The organism is Mesorhizobium sp. B2-7-3 (assembly GCF_006440715.1).
GTDB lineage: Bacteria > Pseudomonadota > Alphaproteobacteria > Rhizobiales > Rhizobiaceae > Mesorhizobium > Mesorhizobium australicum.
In genome coordinates, this window is sequence record NZ_VFTY01000007.1 from 192,115 (window position 1) to 214,495 (window position 22,381).

Here is a 22,381-nt window from a genome sequence, read left to right on the forward strand (position 1 = left end):
CCTCTTATGCTCGGGCCTGCTGGCAGGCTGCCAAAAGCAGGCGATGTCGGACCAGCCACGCTATGATCCGCTCGCATCGGCGGCAACATTTCCGGACGGCGCTTCGGCCAGGCAGCCGGTTCCCGGAACGGTGCGGCGCGACGCCGACATCTCCCCAACGCCAAGCGATATCCCGCAGAAAATAGACATGGCTCTGCTTCAACACGGCAGGGAACGCTTCGACATATTCTGTTCGCCCTGCCACGGGCTCTCGGGGGACGGGCGAGGGATGATCGTGCAACGCGGCTTCCCGTCACCGCCCACCTACCATCAGGATGCCCTGCTGCAAGTCTCCAACCGGCATATTTACGACGTCATAACCCATGGGTATGGCGTGATGTACTCTTATGCCGATCGCGTTCCGCCAGCTGACCGCTGGGCGATCGTGGCCTATGTGCGCGCACTTCAGCTCTCGCAGCACGCCCAGCTGGCAGAATTGCCGACCGCGGTGCGCGAGAAGATCGAGGGGAGCGCAACACAATGAACGAGCTTATCCTGCAGCGCGCCGCGCCTGTGGCCGGCATCGTCGGCCTTGCAGGCCTCGCGGGCTGCGGGTTCGGCTTGTTCCTGGCACCGATGCAGGTCGCCGCCGCGTGGTGGACGGTCGCTCTGTTCATACTCGGTTTGCCGCTCGGAGCCATTGCCCTGCTGATGATCCATGTGCTCACCGGCGGCGACTGGGGGCGGGCCCTGCGGCCCTGGCTGCGCACCATCGCCGCCACCTTGCCAGTCGCTCTGGCCATGATGCTGCCGTTGCTTTTGGCGTTGCACCCGGTATTCGCCTGGGCACACCTTCCCGCAGAAGAATTGCCCGAAAAGGTGCAACTCAAGCTGGCGTATCTCAACGTGCCATTCTTTTTGTTGCGCGCTGCCAGTTGCGCGGTTGCCTGGCTATGGCTGTGGTCGCTGGCTATGTCAATCAGTTCGGATGGGGAGAAAAGCCGACCCTTTGCCCGCCGTGGCCGCTGGGCGGCTGTCGGCCTCGTCATCTATGGGTTGAGCGTCCTGATGTTCTCCGTGGACTGGATGCTGGCGCTGGAACCGCAGTTCGTCTCGACGGTGTACGGACTGATCGAGACCTCCGGCCAGATGTCTGGTGCTTTGGCACTGGCAACACTGCTGATGTCGCTCGGGCTGACAGAAGGCATTCCACAAGGCGGCAAGAGGGGCGTGCTCATCACGGAGGACGCGTGCAACATGCTGTTCGGCTTCGTTCTCGGCTGGGTCTATCTTGTTTACATGCAGTACCTCATCGTCTGGGCGGCGGACCTGCCAGACGAGATTCACTGGTACGTTGCCCGCGGCGAGAACGGGTGGCAAATTGTGATGTGGGTTATGGTCGCTTGCCACGCCGTTGCCGTCACAGCATTCTTGTCGCGAGGCCTCAAGCGCAGCCGAAACGCCGTCGCCGTCCTCGCCGCAGTTGTTTTCGCCGGTCATGCCCTAGACGTCGTCTGGCGCGTGCGGCCGGCCTTTGCAGAGACCTCATTGCACTATGCCTGGATCGACGTTGCCGCCTTTGCGGCTCTGGGCGGCTTGCTTCTGGCTGCTGCGGGGTCGCCGCGCCTTATTGACCGTCTCGCATCAAGAGCGCCGATCAATGGCTGAACCGAACAGGCGCCAACCCGAAAGTCGCGACGTATCGGGGCGAATCCTGCTGTGGTTTTCAGCCGGGTTCGTCGTGTTCCTCGGCGTAACGCTCGGCGTGCTCGCGCTCCTTTTCGACACCACTCCGCGACAGCCACCCCTCGGTCGCGCTTTCGAGGACAATGATCGTTCCCCTACTCTGCAGCGCGACGGCGAAGATGCGCTGAGGATGCTCCTGGCGCGCGAGAAGGCGCAACTGGAAAAGACCGGATGGATCGATCAAAAGGCCGGCATAGCCCGCATTCCGATAGAGGATGCCATGCAAATGATCGCGGACAAGGGTGTACCGGAATGGATGGGGCGCGGTTCCGCTAAAAGCGGCGAATGCGACCTGCTAAATGCAAACGTCCCACGGGCGCCGCAGGCAAGAGACTGCAGGAATACGGAGGAGACCGCACCCGGCGGATCGACGCCGGCGGTGGAAGCTGGCAGCGGGGCGGCAACTGGAGGCGCCAGATGAAGTCTTTGGCGCTTGTGGTGCTGTTGACCGCCGGCTTGCTATCGGCGGTTCAGGCGAAGGCTACTGTCAGTCGTCCGGCGCTTTTGCCGCCTCGGAACGCGGGGATTGATCCCGACCTCGCCTTCTTGGAAGCATCGGGTGTGCGCAGGCCTTTCAAGGACGTGCTCGACGGCAAAGCTGCTGTCCTGTTGATTGGCTACAACAAATGTCCAAACCTGTGCGGTCTCACGCAGAACATAGTAGCGGACGCACTTGAGCAGAGCGGACTCGAAACGGACGCTTACCGGGCAGTCTTCGTCTCGATCGACCCCCGCGAGACGGCGGCCGATGCGAAAGCCGGCAAGGCGAAGCTGGCAAGGATCATGAACCGCACCGACATGCCGGCGTGGCGCTTTCTCACCGGCGATGACGCCTCGATCGGCAGCCTGGCGCATGGACTGGGCTACACCTACCAGAGCCGCGAGCGTATAAACCAGTTTGTCCACCCCGTATCGGTCGCCGTGCTCACGCCGCAAGCCAGACTCTCGCGCCTGCTCTCTTCGACCACGCTGAAGCCGCGCGATCTTCGGCTGGCGCTGGTCGAGGCGTCCAGCGGCTCCATCGGCACCTACTCAGACCAGGTCGTGCTGCTTTGTTCAGGCTTTGATACGTCGCGTGGCCAATACACGCCGCTGATCGGCCGGGTGCTGTCGGTCTCAGGTGGCCTGACCTTGGCACTGTTAGGCGGGCTGATCTTCATCCTGTCGCGCAAGCCCCGGGGAATCGGGAACCGCCGGAGGGAGAAGACGCCGTGAGCGGGGGCATTCAATTTCTCCCGCCCGAGGCCTCGAGCCTGGCGCCACAGGTCGACTGGTTGTTCTACACGCTCTTGGCCTTTTCGGGCGGGCTTGGGTTGTTTCTGACCGCGCTTGTTATTGGATATGCGGTGAAATACCGGGCGGGCTCATCCGCCGACCGCTCCGGGCGCGTGGCGCGTAACACCCCTTTGGAGATCGGATGGACGACCGCCACGCTCGTCATAGCGTTCGCGCTTTTCGGCTGGGGAGCCTATATCTTCGTGCAGCGCGACCATCCGCCCGCCGATGCGATCGAGATAGCCGGGCTCGGCAAGCAGTGGATGTGGCAGTTCCGGCATGCCGGCGGCCAGCGCGAAATCGACGCATTGCACATTCCAGTTGGTCGCCCCATCCTCGTCACGCTCGGCTCTCAGGATGTCATCCATTCCTTCTTCGTTCCTGCTTTTCGCGTAAAGCAGGACGCGGTTCCCGGCCGATCAACGCGGGTCTGGTTCACCGCCACCAAGCCAGGCAAGTACCGGCTGTTCTGCGCAGAATATTGCGGCACAGCTCACTCGCAAATGCTGGGCACCGTGTATGCGATGGAGCCTCAGGACTTCGCGGCCTGGCTGAAGCAAGAAGGTGGGGGGCAATCGCTTGCCGGCTCCGGCGAGCGCCTTTTCAGCTCACTTGGATGTTCGGGATGCCACGATGGAGGCGGCACGGTGCGGGCGCCCAACCTGCGAGGTGTTTTCGGGCGGCCGGTGGCGCTCTCCAACAGCACCACCGTCATGGCCGACGAGCGCTATATCCGCGATTCCATTCTGCAGCCGAACAAGCAGGTAGCGGCCGGCTACGATCCCGTGATGCCCAGTTTCGACGGCTTGATCGAGGAGAGCGAGCTTCAAGAGGTCGTGGCGTACATAAAATCATTGTCCACACAGGAGGGTTCACGATGAATGCTCCGGCCGCCCCGGTCGCACCGAGCTATCTCAGCGAAGGCACGACACCTGTTTCGTGGTTACTAACGACGGACCACAAGCGCATCGCCTGGCTTTACCTGATTTCGCTCACAGCCTTCTTTTTTCTCGGCGGGGCCATGGCCACGCTGATGCGCATCGAGCTCGCGACGCCCGCCGGCGACCTTGTCTCGGACGACACGTATAACCGTCTATTCACGATCCACGGGATCGTGATGGTCTGGTTCTTCCTGGTCCCCTCAATCCCAGCCACGCTCGGCAACTTCCTCCTGCCGCTGATGATTGGTGCGCGCGACTTGGCGTTTCCGAAACTGAACCTCGCAAGCTGGTACGTGTTCATCCTCGGCAGCCTGTTTACGCTGTCTGCCGTGGTTGCCGGCGGTGTCGACACCGGATGGACCTTCTACACTCCGTTTTCCTCTATTTACTCGAACAGTCACGTGAGCGCGGCCGCTTTTGGCGTCTTCGTAGTCGGCTTCTCGACGATCATGACCGGCATCAATTTCATCGTTACGGTCCACAAGCTGCGCGCACCGGGGCTCACCTGGTTCAGGCTGCCGATCTTTGTCTGGACGATATACGCGACGAGCCTTGTCATGGTGCTGTCAACGCCGGTGCTGGCGCTGACGCTCATCCTGATCGTGTTTGATCGGCTGTTTGGCATCGGGATCTTCGACCCTGGTCAAGGCGGAGACCCGTTGCTGTTTCAGCATCTTTTCTGGTTCTACTCCCATCCCGCCGTCTACATCATGATCCTGCCCGGCATGGGTGTGGTGTCCGAAATCATACCGTGCTTTTGTCGAAAGCCGCTCTTTGGATACACCGCCGTCGCGCTCGCCACGATGGCCATCGCCCTGTTCGGGTTTCTGGTGTGGGGCCATCATATGTTCGTCTCCGGCCAATCAACGTACGCAGGCGTCGTGTTCTCTTTTCTGTCGTTTTGCGTTGCCATTCCCTCGGCAATCAAGGTGTTCAACTGGAGCCTCACGCTGCGCAAAGGTTCCATCACCTTCGAAGCGTCGATGATTTATGCGCTGGGTTTTCTGGCGCTGTTTACCTTCGGCGGACTCGCGGGGCTATTCCTGGCTTCGCTGGCGGTCGACGTCGACCTCCATGACACCTATTTCGTGGTAGCTCACTTCCACTACATCATGGTGGGCGGCATGGTGACCGCATTCATGGCGGGTATCCATTTCTGGTGGCCCAAGATGACGGGACGCATGTATCCCGAGATGTGGGCCCGGGTGGCCGCCGCTACGATATTCATAGGCTTCAATCTCACCTTTTTTCCTCAGTTCGTGCTCGGGGTTTTGGGGATGCCGCGCCGTTATCACGCCTATCCCCCAGAATTCGCCTTCTGGCATGAACTGTCTTCCGCCGGCGCTGTGATCCTTGCCATCGGGTACCTGATGCCGCTCTTCTATCTCGGGTGGTCGCTGTTTGCCGGCCGCTTCGCTCCAGCTAACCCATGGCGCGCCACCGGCCTTGAGTGGCAGACGAGTTCGCCGCCGCCACCGCACAATTTTGAACAGATGCCGCAGGTGACCAGCAAGCCGTATCAATACGAGCTCAAGGACCAGCAGTCATGACAGCGACCGAAAGCATTGCGTTTCGCGATGCCGAGCGCGAGCGCACGGCCGACGCCCTTGGGATGTGGGTATTTCTGATTTCCGAAGCCATGCTCTTCGGCGGACTCATCCTGATCTACACGGCCGCGCGGATCCACAGCTCCGAAACGTTCGGCGAAGCGTCCAGGCACCTTTCGATCCTACTTGGCACTGCCAACACGGCAATCCTGATTACCTCAAGCCTGACGATGGCGCTGGCGCATTGGGGGTTGCAAGGTGAGCGCCCAAAGACTTCGGTCTTGTCACTGCTGGCGACAGCCGTGCTTGGTACTGCCTTCCTCGCCATCAAAGGTTATGAATATTTTGAGGAGGCGCAGGAACACGTGGCTCCGGTGCTCGGGCTGCCTTTCCACTGGCAAGGAGCGCACGAACTGGCGGCGCGCCACTTCTTCCAACTGTACTTTGCCATGACGGGGTTACATGCTTTGCACCTCTTCAGCGGCATCGCGGTGGTGCTCGGGATCGCTGCCAGCTGGAATTGGGCGAACCCATCAAACCACCTGCGCCGCGTACGGGCGGTCGGATTCTACTGGCACTTCATCGACATCGTTTGGGTGATCCTGTTTCCCCTTCTGTACCTGGTGAGCCGGGCATGACCCTCTCACGGCTCATCCTCGCCTACATTGGTCTGCTCGCGCTGCTGGCGCTCACTGTCGCCTCGTCCTATCTCGATTTGGCCGGTTTCAACATGTTGACCAACATGGCGATCGCTGCGGCAAAGACCGTCATCATCGCTCTGGCATTCATGGAATTGGCCCGCATGGAAATCTTGGTAAGGCTGAGTGTTGTGGCGGGCGCGCTCTGGCTGTTGATCCTGTTTGTGCTGACGCTGATTGACCAGCCGATGACCTGATCACTCCGCGTTCGATTTACCAAGGCGCTACAGTTTGTCGCGATTCGCTCCGGATCAGATGAAGCAGCAGCGGAAGACAAGCAAAGTCGCACCTATCAGCTATCGCTTAGTCGTCGTCCTCCGTGTGGGCGGTCCAGTCGGGCCGGGGAAAGCCGCGGCTGCGAGGGAACATTCCACGACGCCTAAAGTTCGCCACGGCATAAGCAGTTCTGGCCGCGGTGAATTTGGGACGGAAATGGGATGACAGGGTCGACCAACGAAAGGAACAAAAAGCCGGGGTGGAACACTGCCGCTGCCGTTGATACCGGATCATTTGGCGACAAGACCCCTGGCTTCGATCCCGCCGCCGCCCCAATGGAAACGGATGCAGAAGCGGGCGGCTTTCCCCAGCCGGGCGGAACGGGCACACCGCTGCGCGCAGAGGTGACGGCCAAAAAGGCCGACAGTCGTTCCATGGAACGCGAGCACGACGGCAGACGGTCCGCCACCCACCCGAATCGGTGGCTTCCACTCGCCCTCCTTGCGGTGATCGCGGTGGCGGTGGCCCTATGGGCGATCTGGGGGGCTTGACGGCGTCAAGGCCGCCTGCCCGGACCGGCCGGCTGGTAACTGTGCGCGGCGCTGTTTCAGACGCTCTGTTCTGCCAAAGCGGCTGCGCGGGCGGCTACTCTTTCCAGCCGCACAAGCGAGCACGCTGGATCCCTCCTTGCAAACTATTCGTTCCGATCACGCACTGCCATTGCAAAGGCGATGGCAAAAGCGGTGCCGATTCCAGCGCCTGCGAAGAGGTTGTCGTGACTGACACCTATAGCGGCTCCTGAGATGAGGCCGATGGTAGCCGCGATCAGCGTTCTGCTGGTCAATGGCATCTCCAGCGCAGAACTCTAGCAATGCCGGTCACGAAGCGATCAGCTGCAAAATAGCGATCTGATCTTGACGCCGGCACGGCGCGATTCGGCACCTTAGCGCGAACCGTCGTCGAGGGCCCATCAGAGTCGGGTCCGCGTCTCTTCATGCCTGTTGGGCACGGCCAATCACGCATCAATTTCGCCTAGCGGGACCCCATAGTCCCTGACCGCCACAAGGCGGTCTCCGTGCACTGTTATCAACACGAGCCGCATAGCGTGGGGATAGTATCGTGGCAGGGAAGCTGCTTGTTCGGCCAAGCGCGCCCCGTTGAGCCCGCACAACTCGCCTCCAAGCAGATAATCCCCCTTGCCCATCACGGCGACGTAGGCGCCATCAGACGGATAGCCGATCAGGCCTACTTCTTCATAATCGTGCAATTTGCGCATGACCTATGCTCATGCTCCCACTTCTGGCCGATTGCGCGGCTGCATTGTTCGACGCCGTCCGGGGGCGTGCTCGCCAACGAGCGCTTCTGTCGGCGGTAAGCATCGGAACCATCACTATGAGATCGGTACTCCCAGATCGGGCATGGAGTTGCGGGACAGCGTTTGGATGGCCGCCCGAAACATCCCGTTTACTCGGCTCGCACCGAAACTATTCCAGGCTGTCGCAAATTTTTTCGGCCGCTTGCCGCCATAACGTCTGAGCCGGACATCGACTATGTGTCATCAGAGCCATGGACATGCCGCCTGGTGGCTTTGCAGCACGCTACAGGGCACGTCTCAGCACGCAAACCCACCTTGCTGCAGTGAACGCGCTCGGAGCGCATCCGCACTGCTTGGAGACGACCGCACGCTTCTACGACGACCCATCGGACGAAGTCGTCGGCCTCGCGTCAGTCTGCTGAAGCGAGGCCATCAGGTCTCTCGTGAGATGCTGCGGATGGACGGCTTAATCGTAGGGCGATCGGCATTGCCGACGCGGTCCGTGATACGGCTGGAATGTGTTGTCGGATGCCCTGTATGAGCGATAGTGATCATAGCACCAGCGGAGGTGTCGATTGCCGACCACGTGCGGCTGACTCATGGCGCCGCCAATGATGGCGCCCAACGCAAATGCTGCCGGAGGAAACCACCAGCCGTTATGCCGGCGATATCCGGGACGGTAGTGTCTGTAGCCCCGATGACCACGCCAGTATCCGTGATTTCTTCTAAACATCAGGCGATTTCGATCGTACCGAACAGGGACCACCTCCGTGGAAGCGGACTGGACCTTTGGAACAAACGCCGGCACAGCACTGGCCGGAACGACGGTTCCGAAGGCAAGTAGAACTGCTAGCATGCTTCGCATAATCGAGGATTTTTTCATCGAAGCCTCCATTGCTTGATGGATTGCAAACCGCTGTATGGTGATTTTGTTCCAATCGGGTTTGCCCATCAAGAATTCTTGTTGCAATTGTCGTATTTCTCAAGAACAACTACTTACATGTAGGATCTATGACTTGGCCTAGCTGCGCCAGCCCAACGGTGACGAATAACGGAAGGCGGATGGCTCACACGCAATGGCGGCTTTGAACCTGCCTGGTGTGTGCCAACACGCCGGTTAGCAGATTTGCAAAGCTGGACCGTGTCGGCCGGCCTAGACTAAGATCCCTGTTGGGCTTGTCCCGAGGTTGTTCTTGCCCGCCCTATCAGCTGCGTAAAGGGCGTCGCGGACATGCCGTGCACCACGACAGACAAAGACACCGCGATGGTGCCGATTTCCCATACCTCGTGCAGGCCTGTCTTTTCACGGATCAGCAGAAGATAGTAAATGGTGGAGATCCCGATTGGACCGAACCAGCCAAGGAAAACAGCCTCCGACATTGTTCTGATTTCAGGCACCGCCCGATACAATGCAACCCACCACGGCACCCGCCTCACAATGAGCACAGCTACCGCGAATCCAATCGCCCTCCAGCCAAGCTCGTGCCAAGCTGCCCAAGGGAGCATAGTCCCAACCAGGATGAAGACTGGGAGATCGAAGAAGCGGCTAACCGCCGCCTGGACGTTTTCCTGGCGGGCCTCCTCTTTAGAAACAAAGGAATTGATGACAAGGCCCGAGGCAAAAACTGCAAGAATGCCGTCACTCCCGATCAGGCGAACGAAGGCAAGGACAGTCAGCGACAATGCCAGGGCAATGGTTGCTATGGAATGGTGCTGGCAAAAGGGCTGGCGCCGAGCCCACGTTAGCAGGTGACCCGCCAGCCACCCCAATACGAGCCCAATCGAAACGCTACCCATAGTTTGCCAGAGCAGAACCTGCGTCAGCCATTCCGAAAGAGCCTCGACTGGAGCCTGGGCAACGACGAGAGCTGGCAGCGTGACGAAAAGAAGTGCGAGGCCGTCGTTGGCGCCGCTTTCGGCGGTCAGAAGACTGCGCATTCGGTTTGGAACCATGCGTTCGGCGGCTCTTCCGGCGGTGATCGCCCCCGCCACGACCGGATCCGTCGGAGCAAGTGCCGCGCCGACCAGCAGAGCGACAAGCGGCCGCTGATTGAGGATCGTCAGAGCAAGGAGCGAGCCTGACAAGAACATCAACAGCATTCCTGGCCCCAGTACAATTGCGAGGCCGGCAGCACGCCGGGCTACAAATCCCGGCGGCAGCCGCAGGGCGGCCGCCATGACAGAGATCCCCAAAGTGAGACGTGCCGCTTCCTTGAGGAGCGCAAACGGGTCGAGTGGCAGCGAGGCAAGATCTGCCCAGCCAAGCCCCATCGGCCCTAAAACCGCACCCAGGATGAGGCAGATCGTACTTTCGGCCAGCCACAGCCGGTTTTTGACGTATCCGCCCAACAAGCCGAGCACCAGCACCGTGCCTGCACCAAGCGCCAGCGCTCCGTTGAAACTGCTCATCAGTTTGCCTGGGGATGTCGCGAGATGCGCCAGACCGACACCGCGTGGACGGATGCAATGACGAACCGACGGCCGCTTTCGCTGTCGGGCAGGTGAAAAGAATGGGCAACGGGATTGTTTCTAACCGGCATAGGGATCGAACCCGGTCCACCCTGCCGCCTGATATTGGCTACGCCGTTCCACCAGATCGACTGATCTGGCCCGAAGGATCTGTTTGGCGTTGGGAACCAGTTGATTCCGGACCTTCGCCACCACAAGTGTGCCGCCTTGGCGAATGCCTTCCGCATAAACGCCGGCGTCGCTTTCGGGAACGCCGGAGCTTGTCATGGCTCCGATGATTCCGCCGGTTACTCCAGCTGCGGCGCCGCCGCCTATAGCGCCCGCAGCTGTGGCGGCCAACCATCCAGCGGCTACCACAGGACCGAGGCCCGGAATCACCATTATGCCGAATCCTGCCAGAAGTCCCGCCGCGCCACCGACTAATCCGCCGATAGCCGCGCCGGCCGCAGCATCTTCCGCGGCCTGCGAGCGATGGTCGGCATACCAGCCATTAGCACCACCTGCCACAATGCTGATGTCGGAAAGCGCAACTCCCGCCTCGCCCAACTCACCTACGGCCTGGTTTGCATCCTCATGATTGTCAAACAGTCCAATTACCACTGTCATGTCAGGTTTCCTGCGTACCGCACTTCGCGTCTGGAACCAGATTAGGGCTTGTTCCTCCACGACTGCTCACAGGATTCCCACCTTTGCAAGCGCGGACGCGCTACTAAGCATCTCGAGCTCCTGCGTATGTTCTTCTCAATCGGGGCGGTCGCGATCGATGCTCCTGCTCTTGCATGCATCAGCCTCGTCGGCTTCACTTTTTTCGCCACCACTTCTTCATCTGGCCGGCGCCGTCGCGAATTTGAATCGGCGGAGTCCGCGTCGTGGGCGGCGTTGGCGAACAGGCTCGCAGCAGCGGAGTGCTTTCGCGGCCAAGTGAACGTCATGAAAAACAAGTCCTCGGTTGTTTTGTTCCGACGTTTGCGCTCCAGGAGAGATTCCCGGTTCGCATCCCCCGGAGCTGCTAGACAAGCAGCAGATCACGCGTTGCCCGGCAGACCGCCGCAGCAAGGACTCCGCTGCTAAGGCGACATATCCACTACGACGCTTCAGAAGGTCTACCAGACTCCGGGCCGGTTCACTTGAGATGGACGTCATCAACCGTGTGCCAAGGGGCTGCACAATGTTGCCAGGGAGCAGGAGAGGCCCGGCGATTCGCGTACACCTTCCTCTACGGTGGGAACAGGATCAATCGCTGGAGCAAAGCCGACCAAACTTGTCTCGCTGTCGAGCGTTTGAGTGGAAAAGCAACTAGAGGATGCCTGCCCACTTTCGGAACCTGTCCGGATGCGTCTCGTTGTCCCAATAGTCCGTTCGCTGCCCCCGAGGGCCAGAACGAACTTGATCGTCAACAGGAGAATCCTCATGGTACGCACTATTCTAGCCACGACCGCATTGGCTGCATTTGTTTCAGCTTCGAACCTGGCTTATGCGGCCCAGACAGCCACAACCCAGCAAGCCCAAACCGTGTCGGGCCACTTGGCATCCAATATCATCGGCAAGAAGGTTTACAACGGTACCGGCGACAATGCTGACAATGTCGGGTCGGTAGATGACCTTTTGATAGGCGACAACGGCGCAGTGGACTCTGTTATCGTCGGCGTCGGAGGCTTTCTCGGAATGGGGGAAAAGGACGTGGCTATACCGTACAACACAGTGAAATGGGCGGAGAAGGATGGCAACCGCTGGCTCGTCATCAGTGCCACGTCGGATGATCTGAAGGCAAAAGCGAATTTCGACCGCAAATCTTATGATACGACGTCCGCAAACAGTGCGGCGGTGAAGCAGGATAGTAACAACGACACAAGCATGGCGGCAGCGCCTACGGAGACGACCACCGCGCCGGCCACCACGGCCGCGATTGGCGCGACAGACAAGGCATCGCTGACCCCCATCGATCCCGGCAAGATTCGCACCCAGGAGCTGGTCGGGACCACTGTCTACGGTGCCAATGACGCTAACGTAGGCGAGATCGGCGACGTGGTCCTGACCAAAGATGGCAAGGTTGACGCGGTCATCGTCGACGTGGGCGGTTTCCTCGGCATGGGCGAGAAGGAAGTGGCCGTAGGCATGGACAAGCTTTCATTCATGAAGGATCAGAATGGCAACAAATATCTGTACACGAACTTCACCAAGGATCAGCTGAAAGCCCAGCCCGCTTACGACAAAAGCACCTGGGCCGACAATCGCGACAACCAGCGCATGACCGTGCAGTAGTTGCCAAAGGACCGCTCCGATGAGGAGCGGTCCTCGCTGCCGGAATGCAGCTACGAAGCGGCGCCAAGGGGCTGTGGCTGGCGCCTGTAGCGAGGAACGGACCGACGACTTCGTCTTCCCGTCTGGGTTACAGAAGCGCCCCGGAAGCAACGCGCCTCCAATCCATCACCCGGCGCCCGACATGCATCGTTGCGCGGAACAGGCGGTCGCGGTGGCCTGGGACGGCCTGCCGCCCGATGTCCCGTGCTCTACTGTCGTCGCGGTCCTTCGACTTGTCTCCGTTGCCGGTTTTGAGCGCCGCGTCCAGTTCTGCGCCGACCAGCACCAGCGTGGCTGATAGCCAGAGCCAATCAGGGTGCTCAGCGATCCATATGTAACCGAGAGGCTGGCGACGTGAGCGAGCACGCGTGAGAACGCCGCGGAACAGCCGGTCAGGGCCAACGCTGCTGTGAATGAACCGTAGGTCACCAGTGGCGCCCGCTCGCCCTCACGATTTGGAGCATAGCGGTAGAGGGTTCCGACGCCAGCGATGCAGAGCGTCACCAAGATGGGCCATCTGAGGTAGGTCAAGAGCACAGGCCAACGTTGCGCGGTTCCGCCAAGCGAAAGCACGAAAGGGCCTGCCAGGATCAAAGCGATGGCGATGAGCGACAGAAAGAGAGCGCCGCCGGCAAATGAAAACGCGATCACCGTCAGGCGCAGGAAATGTCGGCTTTCCGTGCGATCAAAGATTGTGTTGAGGGCGACCAAGATCGCCTTGAAACCGCTGCTGGCACTCCAGGCGGCCAGAGCGAGCGCGAAAAACGGCCCTAGGAAGCCCGAAGAAGAACCTGCGCCGGGATCGTGCGCGAGTTGGCTGTTCATGGCGGTACGAATGATGTCCTGTGTACTCTGTGGCATCATAGAGGCGACAGCATGCACTGCTGCGCGTAACTCGTCCGGGCGTATGAACCGGATGCTGACCCAGACCAGCACGGCGACGCCGGGAAAGACCGCGAGGGTGGCGCGGAACGCCACACCCGATGCAATGATAGAGAGCTTGTGGGTGCGGAATGCGGTCGCGGCTCGACCCACGACAAGCACCCAGGATCGCAGCTTCGCTGACGTGGACCAAGACTGCGGCATTGCACCCTCCGGGCCCGCTGATGCGAGGGAACCATTCATGAAGCGCATCGTTCCACAGCCCGTAAGGCCCGGCCGCACCTGATCGATTTCGCTGGGTTCGCCCGGCAGTCCCGTGGACGTCGGCAGGTGTCGACCGACAAGCAGCTCCTGGCGCTCCACCGATTGGCACAATGTCGAAGCGGGCCGCCCCGGCGGCTGAGCGAAAGAATGGTGCACAGGTGGCAGGTGGCGAAAACCCGAAAGCACTCATCCGTTATGCGGTATTTTGCGCTGCCTTTGCCGGGGCAGCCCTTTTTCTCGTTTGGCGCGTGAGTGAAGCTTTGCTGCTTCTTTTTGCTGGCGTCGTGTTCGCGGCGTTTCTCGATGCCCTCACCTTCTTGCTCGGGAAACTGGTGCAGTGGCCTCGCAGCGTGCGGTTGATGATTGTCTGTACTGTAATCCTTGTTGTTGTCTCTGCCTGCATTGCGTGGGGCGGAACCGCGATTGGGGCGCAAGGCAGCGAACTGGCGGCCACCGTGCGCGAGCAGATCAACAACGGCTTGGCCTGGCTGAAGCAGCACGGGCTGAAATTTCCAGCCGACAGCGCCGGGGATCTGACCCAGATGCGCGATGCAACGCCAACCTTGAAGTCCATGCTGCCAGACGTGGGAGGGCTCTTTGGGCCGGCCTGGACCGCCATAGCGACTTTGGTGGCCGGGCTGGGCGACGGTATGATCATCGCGTTCCTCGGGCTGTTTTTGGCCGCACAGCCTCTGGTCTACCGAGACGCCATTCTCCTGCTTGCCCCGCCGGACCGGCAAGACTGCTGGGGTTTGGTGTTGGAAGAATCGGGGCAGGCCCTTCGGCACTGGATTCTGGGCCAGCTGATAACGATGGCTCTAATTGGGCTGTTAGTGTGGCTTGGATTGATGCTCATTGGGGTCGGTCCGGCTGCCCTTCTAGGCCTGCAAGCGGGCCTGCTTGCCTTTGTGCCAACCTTGGGCCCGCTGCTCGCAGGTATCATAATCATCGTCGCGAGCTTGCCCTTCGGCATTTGGGCGGTGATCGGAGCGGCCGCGATATATGTCTCCGTACAGACGCTGGAGAGCTACGTCTTGACGCCGATGGTCCAAAGGCGAGCGGTTTCGGTGCCTCCAGCTATGCTCTTTTCCGGACAGATTGTGCTTGGGGTACTGTTTGGCGTCTACGGTTTGGCGCTTGCCACACCTTTGGCTGCTATCATCCGCGTTTTTTTCTTGCGGCTATACGTCGAGCGCGCCCCTGCCTGCAAGGATGTCTCGGCGTTGGCAGAACCCGGCAAACCGGGCAGAGCTTCGTGAAACTGGTTTAGGTTTTGGCAAGTTCGGACTTGGACGGAAACTTCGTTGGACCGAGAGGACGCGGCCGCGCGGTCTCCCTTGGCGGTGGCCCTTCACGCGGTGGGCGCGACTGGCATGGTCCAACGAAGATGCCTCTAGCCCGCGCAACGGCGTTCGGGGTTTGCGGAAAAACCGGGGAACAATGGCGCCGCCGCGCAGTTCTGTTCTGTAGCGAGATGAAACAATGTGTGATCGGGCCCAGTGCTGGCCCGGCCTCGCGACAGCCCCAGGAGGACTCGAAATGCGGACATCGAAGCGCGGTAACGGTCGCGGCTGGATCAACTATTGCAGAATTCTAGGCGCTGCCATTGTGTTGATCGGGGCGATGCTTGCAACCGGTGGCATCTGGCTCGTCGCGCTCGGCGGGTCCTGGTACTACTTGATCGCGGGGGCTGGCCTGGCTGCCTCTGGCGCGCTGTTGCTCTTTGTTTCGAGAGCGGAATCTGGCTCTACGCCGGCACCTATGTTTTCACGGTTGCCTGGGCATTCTGGGAGGTCGGTACGAATTGGTGGGCACAGGTCCCGCGCCTGGTCGGGCCATCGATTCTGCTCGGTCTTGTGCTCTTGTGTCTGCCCGTGTTCGAGCGCCCGCAACACACCACAAGAGGGGTCGGCGCCAAGTCCGCCGGCTTTGTGGCGGCGGGGCTTGTTTTGATCGCACTCGGAGCCAGCGCGTTCGTTTCCTATCCCTGGAATGTTTCGAGCGCTAAGGCCCAATCGGCCGTTGACCAGACGCCGGATCTTGCTCGGCCCTTGCAGCGCTTAGCGCCCAAGGCACCGGAACTAGCAGCCAAAGTCGCGGCAGACGGTTCTGCGCCGAGCAGCAGCAGCGAGCAAGGTGCAGGCCTGCCCCCAGGCGAAGGAGCCATGGTCCAGATGCGCAGCGATGCAGGCAGCGACTGGGTTTCGTGGGGCGGCACGAACCTGAGTTTGCGGTATTCCTCGCTCCGAGAAATCGATCGCGACAACGTCAAGAACCTGAAACTCATGTGGACGTTCCGGACGAGAGACCTGCCCGACAGCGAGACGAAGAATGAATATCCGGAGATAACACCCCTGAAGATCGGCAACCGGCTTTATCTTTGCTCGCCCAAGAACAAGCTGTTCGCGCTCAATGCGGCGACGGGAAAGGCCATTTGGCAATACGATCCTCGTGTGCCCGACGACGCCGTCCCCTACGGCGCAACCTGCCGCGGAGTTTCGTATTACCGCAATCCCGCCGCGGGCTCCGGCGACCTGTGCGCCGAGCGTATCATCGAGGGTACGCTGGACGCTCGGCTGATCGCCGTCGATGCGGCGACGGGTGCGCCCTGTCCCGGATTCGGCTCGGACGGCCAGGTGGATCTTTGGCGCGGCATCGGCCAGAAGGTTCCTGGCTGGTATGGAAACGTTGCGGCGCCAGTCATCGTGCGCGGTATCGTTGTGATGGGAGGACAGGTGCAGGACGGCCAGGCCGAGGATGCACCATCGGGCGTCATCCGCGGCTACGATGCGGTCACCGGTAAGCTCGCCTGGGCCTGGGACATGTGCCGCCCGAACCTCACCGGCGAGCCTGCTCCGGGCGAAACCTTCACGCGCGGCACCCCCAACATGTGGGCCTCTGCCGCTTGCAACGAGCAGCTTGGCTACGTTTACGTCCCGCTGGGGAACTCTTCCGTCGATTACTATGGCGGCAATCGCAAGGCTTGCGAGAACGACTACAACTCTTCCGTCGTCGCCATCGACGTGACCAATGGCAGGCCAGTATGGCATTTTCAGACAGTTCACTATGACCTGTGGGACTACGACCTTGGCTCGCAGCCGACGCTGGTCGACTTCCCTCACGCCGGCGCCACTGTCCCGGCGCTGATCCTGCCTTCGAAACAGGGGCAGATCTATGTGCTTGATCGCCGAACGGGGGACCCCTTGTTTCCGGTGGAAAACCGCAAGGTGCCGACAGGTGGCGTCGAGCCGCAGAAGCTCTCGCCGACCCAACCGTATTCGTCCTACGTTGACCTTACCAAGCCAGCTCTGACCGAACGGGACATGTGGGGTATGTCTCCACTCGACCAACTCTGGTGCCGGATTCAGTTCCGCAAGGCTTACTATCGCGGTGAATATACCCCGCCGACCACGGACCGGCACTTCGTCGAGTATCCCAGTTACAATGGCGGGTCCGACTGGGGCAGCGTGGCGGTGGATCCCAAACGCGGCATTCTGATCGTAAACTACAACGACATGGCCAATTACGACCGGCTGATCAGCCGAGAGGAGGTAAAAAAACGCGGGCTGTTGCCGGTCAATGAGCCGGATGGAGACCAGGTTCCGGCCGATCCCGGTGGCGACCCCCAGGTCGGCGCGCCTTACGGCATCGAAGTCGGTGCCGGCTGGCGCCAGAAATGGACGGGCTTGATGTGCAAGCAGCCCCCTTATGGCGGCATCCGCGGTGTCGAGCTCGCGACGGGCAAAACGCTTTGGGATCGTCCCTTCGGGGACGCACGTGCCAACGGTCCGTTCGGAATTCCTTCCATGCTTCCGATCCGCATTGGCACGCCGAACAACGGAGGTGCGGTGGTCACCGCAGGGGGCCTCGCGTTCATAGCTGCGACCACGGACAACATGTTCCGAGCCATCGATACGCAAACCGGGAAGGTCCTGTGGCAGACGAAGCTACCGGCCGGCGGCCAAGCCAACCCAATTACTTTTGAAGCAAATGGCCGACAGTTTGTGGCGATCACCGCAGGAGGACATCATTTCATGAAAACGCCCGTGGGCGACTACGTGATCGCATGGGCATTGCCCAAGCCAGGCGAGGTGGAAGCCACGCAGTGATGATCCAGGTCCGGCGCGACGAGTCTCGAGCGATCTGCATAAGCAAGCGGAGGCAGACCGCGCCGGCCGCTTTCCCCGAGGGTGTTAGCGCATCGCGGCGACTACAGCAGAAGTGGGGTCATTCAGCTCATTGCGCGGGACGCTTCAGCAATGCCAAAGCCATCGCGTTAGACTTCTCGGCAGCATTCCCGCTGTCTCAAGAACGGCTTGCCGTCTCCGGTTCTTCGTTGATGCAAGCCACCAGAGGGATGTGCCGCGAACCCACAGCCCGGTCTCGGGCTTGAGAAAGCCACAGCTGCCTGTACTCCTGGGAGATACCTTTCATTACAGAGCGTGCGGCGCCGGTGATTTCGTAGGCCCCGCAAAGGCCGCACTGGAATTCGCACAATTGCGGAAGGAGATCGGCTTCGAGTGCCGTTCCCGCGCAGACTGGGCAAATAGACGGGTAATACCTTCTGCTTCCGAGCACCGTATCCATGGTCAAGACTGCCCATCTGTTCACTACATGCGGACCGGCCCAGCGGCCAGGGAACAGCCGCTGGGCCTGATAGGAGCGCGCTCCTCCCAAAACGCGAAGCGCTGAGCTACCCAAGACTTAGCCCGCGCTACCACTCCTTGCGGCCGCCGATGGCCCTCGAGGCACATCGAAACTTACTCGCACCCCATCTACTGAGCATGTCGGGAAACTATTCCATCCTGAAAGCCTGTTCGGGAATGTGCCGCGGCGGGCACTTTCCTTGCTCGCGTTTTGAAGGGGCTGAAGCAGTTTGTTCGGGCAGCTTGAACATTGCGCGCCGAAGCGCAAGCCAGGTGTCGTCAATCCACCGCGGCCGGCCACCGATAATCGGGGAGTTCCAGCAAATCGGCAATTTCCCTGCTGACCGCCAGACGGGCCAGGCCGGGGACTGCAAATGTTCTTATCACCAGATTCCTGAACCACAGGCCCACCTGCGTCTTGGGAGCAAGGGCTGTAGCAAACCGCTCGGCGCCTTGCTGTTTTGTCCCGATATAGTCGCGCAGGTATGCTTCGTATTTGGGGAAGGCTTTCTCATGACGTCCCTCAGCCCTCAACAACTCGCCCGCCAGCACGTAGGCGGAAATCATGGCCAGGGCAGACCCTTGCCCCGCCAAAAGAGACACGCAAAACGCGGCGTCGCCGGTCAGGGCAACGCGGCCGTTCGTCCACCTGTTCATCCTGATCTGGCTGACGCTGTCGAAGTAGAGTTCGGTGGTTTTATCAAGCTCCTCCAGAATGCGAGGGCATTCCCATTTTGCATCGCGATAACGTTGTCGAAGCATGGCCTTTTGTGCGTGAAGCCCGACGGGAGCGGGGTCATCCTGGCAGGTAAAGACGAACAGCAACAGGCTGCGGTTGTCGCGAAGCGTAAAGCGTCCGACCAATTGCCCGGGTCGGCCGTACATCACATACACGTCCTCGTCACGGGGACGATAACCCTGCGTCTCGAAGGCGGCGACCACATAGCCGAGTTTTTTCTCGAACTCGTGTTCGGGGGCCGAAGGCAAGCCGGCGAACGGCCGAGTGCAATCCGTCGGCGCCGATCACCAGATCGAACTGGCGCTCGCCGCCCCGTTCGAGCCGAGCGCCCATACCATTTGGCAGTTCCTGAAGCGCGAGGATCTCCTCGTCAAAAATAATTTCGGTCGTGTGGCTGATCTTTTCGAACATCAATCGCGACAGGTCACTGCGCCCAAGGGTCACATAACGGCCATCAGTCACCTCGCTGAAGACTCTGGTGCCAAAACCCGTAATCCGGCTGCCGTGATCATTGACGATGCGCACCTCGCGCACATGGTAGCCAACGCGCTCTATATCCGCGCCAAGCCCCATGCGTTCGGCGATGCTGTATCCGAGGCCCCAGAAATCGATAACATATCCGCCGGTGCGCAGAGTTGGCGCTCGCTCAATCAAGGTTGGCTGAAATCCGGCTTCATTGAGCCAAAAGGCCAGCGCTGGCCCAGCAATTCCGCCACCGGAGATCAGTACGGTACGGGTGGTCATGATCGGAAGCTAGAGGCTGTTGCATCCTGGACAAGAGGATCAATTCACCTCCAGCGGTTTCGCTCGGAGGCCGACAGGGCAGGAGCACTACCGAGTCTGGACCAGTTTCGAGCCAGAACAAAGCACATTGAGAGCTGTGTCCTTGCTTGAGCCGACCGGATTGTAGCTTATCCCTCGATGTGGACGGCGAGATCGCCGCTGACCCGCAGGACCTTCGCCGTAACGGCATCGGCGGTCCTCGTGAATTGCAGATCGACGCTCTCTCCACCGACGCGCAAGCCATGCAGCTCGATGCGGCTCACAAAACTGGGAAGGCGCGGTCGTATGATCCGCAAAGTACGGGGCAATGCCTCCGGCTGCAGCCCAAGGCAGGTGGTCAGGAGAAATGGTACGGCTCCCGCGGCCCAGGCCTGCGGATGGCAGGCGACGGGATAGTGAACCGGTACCTGAAAATCCTCCCGTCCAAACCCTGCAATCGCTTCGGGAAGCCTTTGATGCCGAAAATGCATCGCCGCCTCTGCAATGGCCGTGAAGACCCGCAACGCTGCCGTGTCGTCGCCATACTGCCGGCATCCCGCCGCCAGCAAGGCATTGTCGTGCGGCCAGACGGTTCCGAGGTGATAACCAACTGGATTGTAGCGCCGCTCTGTGGTCGAGAGGGTACGCACGCCCCAGCCCCCGAACATATCGTCCTGCATCAGTCGTGCGAGCGACCTTTGGGCCTTGTCCTGGTCTGCGATGCCGGTCCACAGCGCCTGTCCGGGATTGGAGGACACAACCGGAACTTGACGCCCTCCTTTCTCGAGCGCGAGCACGAACAGGCCAAGATCCTCGCTCCAGAAGTCGTGATTGAACCTGCTCCTCAACATCTTGGCTTCGCTTCGAAGCTGCTTGGCCCGGTCGATCTCTCCCTCGCGTTCGAAGATGCCGGCCATCGCGCGTTTGGCGGCAAAAACGTAGCCCTGCACCTCGACCAAGGCTATCGGCGGCTGCGCGATACTGCCGTTCGCACGCACGATAGCATCCCCGGAATCTTTCCAGCCCTGGTTGACCAAGCCCTTTCGCGAAGCGCTTCGATACGCCACGTAGCCGTTCATGTCCGTCGCTTCGGCAATCCAAGCCAATGCGCGATCGACGGTGTCTCGTAGCTCCCGGAACAGTGCAAGGTCTGCTGTCCACGCCACATATCGGCCCAACAGCAGAAGGAACAGCGGGGTCGCATCCACGCTGCCGTAGAAGCGGGCATGGGGAATGTCTCCCGCCCTGGCCAATTCTCCGACGCGGAGTTCATGAAGGATCTTGCCGGGTTGTTCGTCACGCCAGCGGTCCACGCATTGCCCTTGATAGCTGGCAAGGAGGCGCAATGTCTGGGCGGCGATGTGCGGCTGAAAGGCGAGCATTTCGAGAGCTACGATCAGGCTGTCACGGCCGAACAAAGCCACGAACCAAGGCACCCCGGCGGCAAAATACTCCTCGCGCCCCAGCCGCGACCGCAAAATTCCAAGGTCGCGCAGCGAGCGATCAACGATGTTGTTCAAAAGCAAGCTGTCGCTGATGAAGTTTGTATGCTGCTCGAGGCGCTGCTCAGACCCATTTCGCGGGTTTGCAAGGCCCACCTGCCCTGCTCCATTCGGCTGCTCCTCGGGCTCATTGTGTCCGGGCTTCGCGCAGGTTTCGGTCAGCTCGATTCCAACCGAAAAGGTCTGGGTGTCCCCTGGGGAGATCCTGATCCTGAACTCGGCGGTGGTGTCATGGCTGGCGTGAGGTGGCGGGGAGAAGGCGATTGCCGTCGTTCTCCGAAAGCCGTCGGCGCCATGATATACGAACTGGAGTTTGCCGCCGCGCCAGCGCGGCGGCTCGGGTTTGCCGCGCGTCTCGCGCACCAACCCGCGCACATTGAATATGTCTTCGAAACCGGCGCGGAAGCCCAGGGTAAAAGAGAAGTGGTGCGCCTTATGGCCAAAGTTCTGGAATGAGATGGTCTCGCGTAAGCGCGTTTGATCGGCATCCAGAACCCGTTCCCAGCGGAGGCCCAACTCTTCCTTGGGGATCAAAGTCCCCTGCCCCACGTGCAAGTCCGGATTGGTGAGTTGAAAAAGCGCGATGTGGCCCTTCTCCGCGGTCGAGGCCAACACGATGGGGGCCACTCCTGCAAGCGACATTTCATAGCCGCCGAGGAAACGACAATCATGAAAATAGAGCCCGAACCCGTGCTCATCACTCAGCGGTATCTGCGCATTCGGGGCGACGACGTAATAGAGGTTGATGTCCTTAGTGGTGATGGCGTCGGCGATGCTGCGTACGATGGCCGGATGGCCTTGCGTGAGCACACGCCGTTCCCGCTCCCGTTTCGCCTTAGGGGCCTGTTGCGCCTTTTCCTGTTCGCGTGACGATCGCGGGACCTGCGCAAGGGTGGCCCTGCCTGGCTTCTTTTTTGCGGCGGGTCTCTGCCGTGTCTTCGTCATCAATGTTCCTCGGCAATCGCGCTGCCGGCGCGCGCTCGTGACTTCTGCGGGGCATCGCTGGGCGCAAGGTCGAAGCAAATCATCGCCGTTGGCGGATGCCCGAAGTACCGATTGAAGGCCTAGTTGGTCGACGCGGCGAATGAAGCGGACCGCT

At 60.6% G+C, this 22,381-nt stretch carries 21 protein-coding genes; 12 read left to right on the top strand and 9 right to left on the bottom strand.

The genetic code is table 11. From position 1 onward, the window contains the following. Positions 1 to 43 precede the first annotated feature (43 nt). The 9 genes from FJW04_RS17875 (at position 44) to FJW04_RS17915 (ending at position 6,953) form a co-directional block, all read left to right on the top strand. Entirely contained in the window at positions 44 to 523 is a 480-nt protein-coding gene (locus FJW04_RS17875) for a cytochrome c (RefSeq protein WP_246673884.1), read from the top strand. Beyond that, the gene (locus FJW04_RS17880) at positions 520 to 1,647 is read left to right on the top strand and encodes a hypothetical protein (protein WP_140715654.1); all 1,128 of its coding nucleotides are present in this window, start codon (positions 520 to 522) and stop codon (positions 1,645 to 1,647) included. Before FJW04_RS17875 ends, FJW04_RS17880 begins: the two co-directional genes overlap by 4 nt. Then, complete coding sequence (locus FJW04_RS17885) at positions 1,640 to 2,146, top strand: hypothetical protein (protein ID WP_140715656.1); 507 nt, start codon at positions 1,640 to 1,642, stop codon at positions 2,144 to 2,146. Before FJW04_RS17880 ends, FJW04_RS17885 begins: the two co-directional genes overlap by 8 nt. Then, the gene (locus FJW04_RS17890) at positions 2,143 to 2,940 is read left to right on the top strand and encodes an SCO family protein (RefSeq protein ID WP_140715658.1); all 798 of its coding nucleotides are present in this window, start codon (positions 2,143 to 2,145) and stop codon (positions 2,938 to 2,940) included. The genes FJW04_RS17885 and FJW04_RS17890 overlap by 4 nt, the downstream gene beginning before the upstream one ends. Next, on the top strand, positions 2,937 to 3,881 hold the full coding sequence (gene coxB, locus FJW04_RS17895) for a cytochrome c oxidase subunit II (RefSeq protein WP_140715660.1): 945 nt from the start codon (positions 2,937 to 2,939) through the stop codon (positions 3,879 to 3,881). The genes FJW04_RS17890 and coxB overlap by 4 nt, the downstream gene beginning before the upstream one ends. Further along, the gene (ctaD, locus tag FJW04_RS17900) at positions 3,878 to 5,491 is read left to right on the top strand and encodes a cytochrome c oxidase subunit I (RefSeq protein WP_140715662.1); all 1,614 of its coding nucleotides are present in this window, start codon (positions 3,878 to 3,880) and stop codon (positions 5,489 to 5,491) included. The genes coxB and ctaD overlap by 4 nt, the downstream gene beginning before the upstream one ends. Next, positions 5,488 to 6,126 (top strand): cytochrome c oxidase subunit 3, encoded by a 639-nt coding sequence (locus FJW04_RS17905; protein ID WP_140715664.1) that lies wholly within the window; start codon positions 5,488 to 5,490, stop codon positions 6,124 to 6,126. Before ctaD ends, FJW04_RS17905 begins: the two co-directional genes overlap by 4 nt. Beyond that, positions 6,123 to 6,383 (top strand): oxidase, encoded by a 261-nt coding sequence (locus FJW04_RS17910; RefSeq protein ID WP_140715666.1) that lies wholly within the window; start codon positions 6,123 to 6,125, stop codon positions 6,381 to 6,383. The genes FJW04_RS17905 and FJW04_RS17910 overlap by 4 nt, the downstream gene beginning before the upstream one ends. A 240-nt stretch (positions 6,384 to 6,623) precedes the next feature. Beyond that, positions 6,624 to 6,953: a hypothetical protein gene (locus tag FJW04_RS17915; protein ID WP_140715668.1), complete on the top strand. Its 330-nt coding sequence runs from the start codon at positions 6,624 to 6,626 to the stop codon at positions 6,951 to 6,953. 143 nt (positions 6,954 to 7,096) lie between these two features. On the opposite strand, the gene FJW04_RS29975 is transcribed toward FJW04_RS17915, so the two are convergent. From FJW04_RS29975 to FJW04_RS17935, 5 genes are all read right to left on the bottom strand, one after another. Beyond that, positions 7,097 to 7,246 carry a hypothetical protein gene (locus FJW04_RS29975; protein ID WP_181172975.1) on the bottom strand — a complete coding sequence of 50 codons (150 nt, stop codon included), beginning with the start codon at positions 7,244 to 7,246 and terminating at the stop codon, positions 7,097 to 7,099. Positions 7,247 to 7,417: 171 nt separating this feature from the next. After that, entirely contained in the window at positions 7,418 to 7,678 is a 261-nt protein-coding gene (locus FJW04_RS17920) for a hypothetical protein (RefSeq protein WP_140715670.1), read from the bottom strand. 505 nt (positions 7,679 to 8,183) lie between these two features. After that, complete coding sequence (locus tag FJW04_RS17925; protein WP_140715910.1) at positions 8,184 to 8,600, bottom strand: BA14K family protein; 417 nt, start codon at positions 8,598 to 8,600, stop codon at positions 8,184 to 8,186. 275 nt (positions 8,601 to 8,875) lie between these two features. Then, positions 8,876 to 10,126 (bottom strand): cation:proton antiporter, encoded by a 1,251-nt coding sequence (locus FJW04_RS17930; RefSeq protein WP_140715672.1) that lies wholly within the window; start codon positions 10,124 to 10,126, stop codon positions 8,876 to 8,878. Positions 10,127 to 10,246: 120 nt separating this feature from the next. Beyond that, positions 10,247 to 10,792 (bottom strand): hypothetical protein, encoded by a 546-nt coding sequence (locus FJW04_RS17935; protein WP_140715674.1) that lies wholly within the window; start codon positions 10,790 to 10,792, stop codon positions 10,247 to 10,249. Between the two features lie 804 nt (positions 10,793 to 11,596). Between FJW04_RS17935 and FJW04_RS17940 the strand changes: the two genes are divergently transcribed. Further along, positions 11,597 to 12,448, top strand: coding sequence for a PRC-barrel domain-containing protein (locus FJW04_RS17940; protein ID WP_140715676.1), 852 nt, complete (start codon positions 11,597 to 11,599; stop codon positions 12,446 to 12,448). A gap of 165 nt (positions 12,449 to 12,613) precedes the next feature. Here the strand turns inward: FJW04_RS17940 and FJW04_RS17945 are convergent, their stop codons facing one another. Next, entirely contained in the window at positions 12,614 to 13,573 is a 960-nt protein-coding gene (locus tag FJW04_RS17945; protein ID WP_181172976.1) for a YihY/virulence factor BrkB family protein, read from the bottom strand. A 170-nt stretch (positions 13,574 to 13,743) separates the two neighbouring features. Here FJW04_RS17945 and FJW04_RS17950 point away from each other — a divergent pair, with 170 nt between their 5' ends. Together FJW04_RS17950 and FJW04_RS17955 are read left to right on the top strand one after the other, a co-directional pair. Then, positions 13,744 to 14,892: an AI-2E family transporter gene (locus FJW04_RS17950; protein ID WP_140715680.1), complete on the top strand. Its 1,149-nt coding sequence runs from the start codon at positions 13,744 to 13,746 to the stop codon at positions 14,890 to 14,892. Between the two features lie 324 nt (positions 14,893 to 15,216). Beyond that, positions 15,217 to 17,742: a pyrroloquinoline quinone-dependent dehydrogenase gene (locus FJW04_RS17955; protein WP_246673864.1), complete on the top strand. Its 2,526-nt coding sequence runs from the start codon at positions 15,217 to 15,219 to the stop codon at positions 17,740 to 17,742. Between the two features lie 816 nt (positions 17,743 to 18,558). Here the strand turns inward: FJW04_RS17955 and FJW04_RS30320 are convergent. The 3 genes from FJW04_RS30320 to FJW04_RS17965 form a co-directional block, all read right to left on the bottom strand. Further along, the gene (locus tag FJW04_RS30320) at positions 18,559 to 19,266 is read right to left on the bottom strand and encodes an FAD-dependent monooxygenase (protein WP_246673865.1); all 708 of its coding nucleotides are present in this window, start codon (positions 19,264 to 19,266) and stop codon (positions 18,559 to 18,561) included. Then, positions 19,181 to 19,762, bottom strand: a complete 582-nt coding sequence (locus FJW04_RS30325; protein WP_246673867.1) for an FAD-dependent monooxygenase — start codon at positions 19,760 to 19,762, stop codon at positions 19,181 to 19,183. The genes FJW04_RS30320 and FJW04_RS30325 overlap by 86 nt, the downstream gene beginning before the upstream one ends. Before the next feature lie 167 nt (positions 19,763 to 19,929). After that, positions 19,930 to 22,227, bottom strand: coding sequence for a glycogen debranching N-terminal domain-containing protein (locus tag FJW04_RS17965; RefSeq protein WP_140715682.1), 2,298 nt, complete (start codon positions 22,225 to 22,227; stop codon positions 19,930 to 19,932). Positions 22,228 to 22,381 lie beyond the last annotated feature (154 nt).